We start from the raw sequence: 6,520 nt of genomic DNA, 5'->3' as shown, positions 1-6,520 counted from the left end.
AAGAGCAGGGCGGCGTCGAGGTTGGACGACCGGGCGTCGGACGTGCCCCCGGCCGACGTGCTGGCCACCGAGCTGCGGCTGTGACCGATGGCGGCGTCGGCCAGCGAGCCCTGGCCCAGCACCTGGGCGTCCAGCTCGACGATGTCGGCGTGTGCGTCGGCCGAGTAGGCGGCGGGCAACGGAGCCGCCGAGGCGGGCGCTGCCGTGAGGGCCAGGAGCGAGCCCGGCAGGACGACGGCCATCAGGGCCGCCGAGGTGGTGAACCGGCGAGAGCGCCGGCCGTGGTCAAGTGAGTGCATGCGTCTTACCCCCGTGTGATGGTGTCGCGAAGACCCTCGGGAGATCTACGCGACGGTGACAATCGGTCACATCGAGCAACGAACCGGCCACGCGGAAGTAACACATTCTTTACCCAGAGGGGTGGGACAGGGGTCGGGCGCCCCGGGCCGGGACCGCGTGCCACGATCTCCGCGTGGACGACATGGGCACCTCCTTCGCCCCGCTGCCGGGCGGCCACTCCGGTCGGACCTTCGTGGGCGACGTGGCCGGGGAGCGGGCCGTCGTCCGGATCTATCCACCGGGTGATGCCCGCGGACCCGAGGCCCCCGAGACCGACGCGGCGGTCCTGCGGCTGGTGCGTGGCCTGCTGCCCGTGCCCGACGTGGTCGACGTACGTCGCGAGGACGCCGCGGCCGGTCAGCCCGGGCTGCTCGTGACGTCGTGGATGCCGGGGGAGCGGGGTGACCTGGTCGCCCCGGGGCTCGACGAGGCGGGGTGGAGACGCTTCGGTCGGGCCATGGGCCATGCAGCGGCCACCCTGGCAGGGATGCCGGTGCTGCGGCCGGGTCCGTTCGTCGGCACCGCGCTGGAGCTGGGTGAGTTCCCCGACGAGGACCTCTCCGAGTGGGTGGAGAGCCGCCTGGCGGGATGGTCTGTGAGCGACCGCTCCCGGCTCGCCGGCGTGGCCGACGAGGCGCAGGACGTCCTGGACGCGCTCCGCCGGACCTGCCTCGTGCACAGCGACCTCAACCCCAAGAACGTGCTGGTCGACCCGGCCACCCTCGAGCTGACCGCGGTCCTCGACTGGGAGTTCGCGCACGCCGGGCATCCCTGGACCGACGTGGGCAACCTGCTGCGCTTCGAGCGCCACCCGGCCTACGTCGAAGCGGTCCTGGAGGCGTGGACGACGCTGCGCGGGGGGAGCCCGGACGCACTCCTCGACGGTGCCCGCGCCGCCGACCTCCGCGCCCTCGTGGACCTGGCCGCGCGGGCCGGTGACCACCCGGTCGCGAACCGCGCCGCGAGCCTGGTGCACGCCATCGCGGAGAGCGGTGACCTGCACGCGTGGCCGGACGGCTCCTGAGCGTGGCCCGAGCGTGCCTCCCCGGTTGGACTCAGGCGGACGTACGCGCGTAGTCTTGGGTGTTGCGCCAGTCGTCTGCCCGGCTTCCATACCGAGCGAATCCAGGCTCGCCGCGTCCGCGCCAGTGACACGTCACCGGGCAGGGCCAGTGAAACCGCCGGCTGTGTGTGCATCCACGACTCCATCCATCCAAGGAATCTTTTCCCATATGAGCCTGCTCTCCCATCTTCAGGACTACGACGCGCCCCAGGTGGCGATCAACGACATCGGGTCCGAAGAAGACTTCCTCGCGGCGATCGACGCGACCATCAAGTACTTCAACGACGGTGACATCGTCGAGGGCACCATCGTCAAGGTGGACCGCGACGAGGTCCTCCTCGACATCGGCTACAAGACCGAGGGCGTCATCCCCTCGCGCGAGCTGTCCATCAAGCACGACGTCGACCCCAACGAGGTCGTTTCCGTGGGCGACAAGGTCGAGGCCCTCGTTCTCCAGAAGGAGGACAAGGAAGGCCGTCTGATCCTGTCCAAGAAGCGCGCCCAGTACGAGCGCGCCTGGGGCACCATCGAGCAGGTCAAGGAGGAGGACGGCGTCGTCGAGGGCACCGTCATCGAGGTCGTCAAGGGCGGCCTCATCCTCGACATCGGCCTGCGCGGCTTCCTGCCCGCGTCGCTGGTGGAGATGCGTCGCGTCCGCGACCTGCAGCCCTACGTCGGCCAGGTCCTCGAGGCCAAGATCATCGAGCTCGACAAGAACCGCAACAACGTGGTCCTGTCGCGCCGTGCCTGGCTCGAGCAGACCCAGTCCGAGGTGCGCCACGGCTTCCTGACCCAGCTCCAGAAGGGTCAGATCCGCAAGGGTGTCGTCTCCTCGATCGTCAACTTCGGTGCGTTCGTGGACCTCGGTGGCGTCGACGGTCTCGTCCACGTGTCCGAGCTGTCGTGGAAGCACATCGACCACCCGTCCGAGGTCGTCGCCGTGGGCGACGAGGTCACCGTCGAGGTCCTCGACGTGGACATGGACCGCGAGCGTGTCTCCCTGTCGCTGAAGGCGACGCAGGAGGACCCGTGGCAGCACTTCGCCCGCACCCACCAGATCGGCCAGATCGTCCCGGGCAAGGTCACCAAGCTGGTGCCGTTCGGTTCGTTCGTCCGCGTCGAGGAGGGCATCGAGGGCCTGGTGCACATCTCCGAGCTCGCCGAGCGTCACGTCGAGATCCCGGAGCAGGTCGTCCAGGTCAACGACGACGTCATGGTCAAGATCATCGACATCGACCTCGAGCGTCGCCGGATCTCGCTGTCGCTCAAGCAGGCCAACGAGACCGCTGCCGCCGCTGACGTGGAGGAGTTCGACCCCACGCTCTACGGCATGACGGCCACCTACGACGAGCAGGGCAACTACGTCTACCCCGAGGGCTTCGACCCCGAGACGGGCGAGTGGCTCGAGGGCTTCGACGACCAGCGCGCGGTCTGGGAGGACCAGTACGCCAAGGCGCACACCCGCTGGGAGGCGCACGTCAAGCAGCAGGAGGAGGCCAAGCAGGCCGAGGTCGAGGCCAGCGAGGCCACGTCCTACTCCTCGGGTGGCGACGTCGCGACCGACGACGAGACCGGTGGCACCGACACCGGCGGTTCGCTCGCGTCCGACGAGGCGCTCCAGGCGCTTCGCGAGAAGCTCACCGGTGGCCAGGCCTGATCGCCTGACCCGCTGATCTGCAGCACCGTACGACGGCCCGCCGGGGAGACCCGGCGGGCCGTCGTCGCGTCCGCGCCGGGCTGGGCGGGTTCGGGTAGAACTGAGGCATGGGAGAACACGGCCGCACAGCACTGGTCCTCGGCGGCGGTGGGATCACCGGGATCGCGTGGGAGCTCGGCATCCTGGCCGGCGCGGCACGCGCCGGGGTCGACCTCACCGACGCCGACGTCATGGTCGGCACCTCGGCCGGCTCGGTCGTCGGGGCGCAGGTCACCAACGACGTACCTCTCGAGGACCTCTACGCCGCCCAGCTCGAGCCGCCGGACGCCGAGCTCGGCGGACGGCTCTCGCGGATCGCGGCGCTCAAGCTCGCACCGCCCTACCTGCTGCCCGGCAGCGGGAGGGACAAGCTGGCACGGGTGGGGAAGGTGGCGATGGCCTCGCACGCCCCCGGCAGCGTCGACCGCGAGGGCGTCATCCGCTCACGGCTGCCCGTGCACGGCTGGCCGGAGCGCGACCTGCGCGTGACGGCCGTCGACACGCAGAGCGGCGAGTTCACCGTGTTCACCTCCGGGTCCGGGGTCGACCTCGTGGCGGCGGTGGCGGCCAGCTGCGCGGTGCCCACGGTCTGGCCGCCGGTCGAGATCGACGGCCGGTTCTACATGGACGGCGGGATGCGGTCGACCGCCAACGTCGACGTGGCGCGCGACGTGGACCGGGTCGTCGTCCTCGCGCCGCTGCCCAGGTCGCTCAGCAAGAAGACGTCGATCAGGGCGCAGCTGGAGAAGGTCGGTGCGCGCGAGTGGTCGGTGATCACCCCGGACGCGGAGGCACTTGCTGCGTTCGGCAAGAACCTGCTCGACCCGGCGAAGCGCAAGGGCGCTGCCGAGGCGGGGCTGCGCCAGTCCGAGGGGCTCGTGGACGAGCTGCGGCACGTGTGGACGGGGTGAGCCTCAGCCCAGCAGCGCGGCGAGCTCGTCACGCCGCACCTTGCCCGTCGGGGTCATCGGCAGCTCGGTGACGACCACGTAGTCCTTGGGCCGCTTGGCCGGGGCGAGGACCTCCCGTGCCCGGGCCGCCAGGTCGTCGGGGTCCGCCGTGCCGACGTAGGCGGCGCACACGCGCTGGCCCCAGTGCTCGTCGGGCACCGCGAAGACCGCGAGGTCGTCGACACCGGCGACCTCGCGCAGCGCGTTCTCCACCTCCAGCGGGTAGACGTTGACCCCGCCGGAGATGATCAGGTCCGTACGCCGTCCTTCGAGGTGCAGGTAGCCGTCGGCGTCGAGGAGCCCGACGTCGCCGACGCTGAACGCCGGCCCGGCCGGCGTGTCGCGCCAGGCGGCCGCGGTCTGCTCCGGGGCGCCGAGGTAGGTGAACCGGGCGTGGGCCGGGACGGCGCACCAGATCCGTCCGTCGTCCTCGGTGGACAGCGTGCGACCTCGCCGGGCCCGGCCGACGGTGCCCGGACGGGTCAGCCACTCCTCGGAGCGGCAGGCGGTGAACTGGCCCTCGGTCGAGCCGTAGAACTCCCACGTCGAGCCCTCCGGGAAGAGCGCGAGCAGGCGGTGCTTGACCGCCGGCGGGCACGGCGCGCCCGCGTGGGCGACGAGACGGAAGGACGACAGGTCCGGGACGCCCACCTCGTCCCAGTGGGCGAAGAGGCGTTGCAGGTGGGTCGGCACGCAGAACATCGTGGCGGGGCGCTCGACACGGATGGCCTCCGTGACGCGGACGGGGTCGAAATTCCCCCGGACGACGATCCGGCCACCCGCCAGCAGGGTGCCCATCGCGAAGCGCAGGGGAGCGGAGTGGTGGAGGGGGCTCAGCACGAGGTTGACGTCACGTGCGTCGAAGCCCCACAGGTCGCGCTCCTCGGCCACCAGCGCGGCGGCGGCGGGCCCGGCGAGGAGCCCGGACCACACGCCCTTCGGCGTGCCCGTCGTACCGCTGGTGCAGTGGATCGGTCGCCCGCGGGGGAGCGAGCGGGTGCGGGCCCTGCGGGGCGCGAGCAGGGCCTCGACCTCGTCCTGGCTCGTGACCGCGAGGTCGGGAGCGATCGGCGCGAGGATCCGGTCGCGTTCGGCGGTGGTGAGGGCCGGGTCGAGCGGGACGGGGAACACGCCGTCGGCGAGCAGCGCCAGCACGAGGTCGACGTACGACGTCGAGCCGGGGACGAGCAGCGCGACCCGGGATCCCTCGGGCAGCTCGACGTCGGTCATGCGGGCATTGTGCCCGCCACGACCGGGACGGGCCTCAGCCCCGGGGGACGAGGTGGCGACGCTCCTCGACCGGTCCCAGCTCGTCGAACGGGTGGCTGGAGGAAGCGGGGCCGGCGAACCGGTCGTGGCGCGCGTAGGAGACCAGCAGCGCGAGGAAGGAGGTCAGGGCCAGGAGGATCAGGATGGTGTTCATGGCAGTAATCCTCCGCCCGTCCAGTTCCAGCCACCAGTGGCAGGAATGACAGTCTTGGTTGATTTACTGCCACGGGTGGTGCACGCTGGTCCCATGAAGAAGGTGGCCGCCATCGTCCAGGACGGGGCGGAGCCGTTCGGTCTCGGCTCGATCTGCGAGGTCTGGGGCGAGCCCTACCACCCCGACGACGACAACCCGGTCTTCGACTTCATCGTCGCGACCCCGACGCCCGGGCGCGTGTCCGGCGCGACCGGCTTCGACCTCCACGTCGACCACGCGCTCGCCGACGCGGCCGACGCCGACCTCGTGTGCCTGGTGCCCAAGCGCGGCTACCGGGATCCCTCGCCCGAGGTGGTCGAGCTCGTGCGCTCCGTGCACGAGCGCGGAGGGATGGTCTTCGCGCACTGCTCGGCGGCCTTCATCATCGGTGAGGCCGGGCTCCTCGACGGCCGCCGCGCCACCACGCACTGGCGTCACGTCGACGAGCTGGCCGCGCGCCACCCCGAGGCGACGATCGACGGCAACGTGCTCTACGTGCAGGACGGCTCCATCGTCACCGGCGCGGGCTCGGCCGCGGGCCTTGACGCCGCGCTCCACGTGATGCGCCAGCACTTCGGGTCCAAGGTCGCTGCGACCACCGCCCGCCGGATGGTGGTGCCTCCCCACCGTGACGGCGGGCAGGCCCAGTACATCGCGCGGGCCGTGCCGGTCTGCGAGTCCGAGGCGCTGTCGCCACTGCTGGCGTGGATCGGGGCCAACCTCGGCGAGGACCTCGACGTCGAGACGCTGGCGCGCCACATGCACATGTCGGGTCGCACCTTCGCCCGCCGCTTCAAGGAGGAGACCGGCACGACGCCCTACTCCTGGATCCTGGGGGAGCGCGTACGCGCCGCCGAGGAGCTGCTCGAGCAGACCGACCACTCCATCGACTGGGTCGCCGGCGAGGTCGGCTTCGGCAACGCCGCGACGCTGCGCCACCACTTCGGGCGCTCGCGCGGCGTCAGCCCCCAGGAGTACCGGCGTACGTTCCGGACGCCTGCCTGACCCGG

The 6,520-nt window shown here is 71.4% G+C and carries 7 protein-coding genes; 4 read left to right on the top strand and 3 right to left on the bottom strand.

Annotated features, from left to right (window positions below; genetic code table 11):
• Positions 1-299, bottom strand: a 299-nt coding sequence (locus tag BM127_RS19075; RefSeq protein ID WP_217642338.1) for a hypothetical protein, incomplete at its 3' end; no start/stop codon positions are given.
• Between the two features lie 182 nt (positions 300-481).
• Between BM127_RS19075 and BM127_RS19070 the strand changes: the two genes are divergently transcribed.
• From BM127_RS19070 to BM127_RS19060, 3 genes are all read left to right on the top strand, one after another.
• Positions 482-1,363 (top strand): phosphotransferase family protein, encoded by an 882-nt coding sequence (locus BM127_RS19070; RefSeq protein ID WP_091201245.1) that lies wholly within the window; start codon positions 482-484, stop codon positions 1,361-1,363.
• A 208-nt stretch (positions 1,364-1,571) separates the two neighbouring features.
• On the top strand, positions 1,572-3,059 hold the full coding sequence (rpsA, locus tag BM127_RS19065) for a 30S ribosomal protein S1 (RefSeq protein WP_091201215.1): 1,488 nt from the start codon (positions 1,572-1,574) through the stop codon (positions 3,057-3,059).
• Positions 3,060-3,166: 107 nt separating this feature from the next.
• Entirely contained in the window at positions 3,167-4,009 is an 843-nt protein-coding gene (locus tag BM127_RS19060; RefSeq protein WP_091201214.1) for a patatin-like phospholipase family protein, read from the top strand.
• Between the two features lie 3 nt (positions 4,010-4,012).
• Here the strand turns inward: BM127_RS19060 and BM127_RS19055 are convergent, their stop codons facing one another.
• Both BM127_RS19055 and BM127_RS22405 read right to left on the bottom strand, forming a co-directional pair.
• The gene (locus BM127_RS19055; protein ID WP_091201212.1) at positions 4,013-5,278 is read right to left on the bottom strand and encodes a class I adenylate-forming enzyme family protein; all 1,266 of its coding nucleotides are present in this window, start codon (positions 5,276-5,278) and stop codon (positions 4,013-4,015) included.
• A 34-nt stretch (positions 5,279-5,312) separates the two neighbouring features.
• Complete coding sequence (locus BM127_RS22405; protein ID WP_157829578.1) at positions 5,313-5,471, bottom strand: hypothetical protein; 159 nt, start codon at positions 5,469-5,471, stop codon at positions 5,313-5,315.
• Positions 5,472-5,564: 93 nt separating this feature from the next.
• Here BM127_RS22405 and BM127_RS19050 point away from each other — a divergent pair, with 93 nt between their 5' ends.
• Entirely contained in the window at positions 5,565-6,515 is a 951-nt protein-coding gene (locus tag BM127_RS19050) for a GlxA family transcriptional regulator (protein ID WP_091201210.1), read from the top strand.
• Positions 6,516-6,520: the final 5 nt, after the last annotated feature.

The sequence above is a fragment of the Nocardioides alpinus genome, from assembly GCF_900112035.1.
GTDB classification, from domain to species: Bacteria; Actinomycetota; Actinomycetes; order Propionibacteriales; family Nocardioidaceae; genus Nocardioides; species Nocardioides alpinus.
The sequence above is the reverse complement of the archived record's forward strand: the minus strand, read 5'-3'. Positions and strand labels throughout refer to the sequence as shown.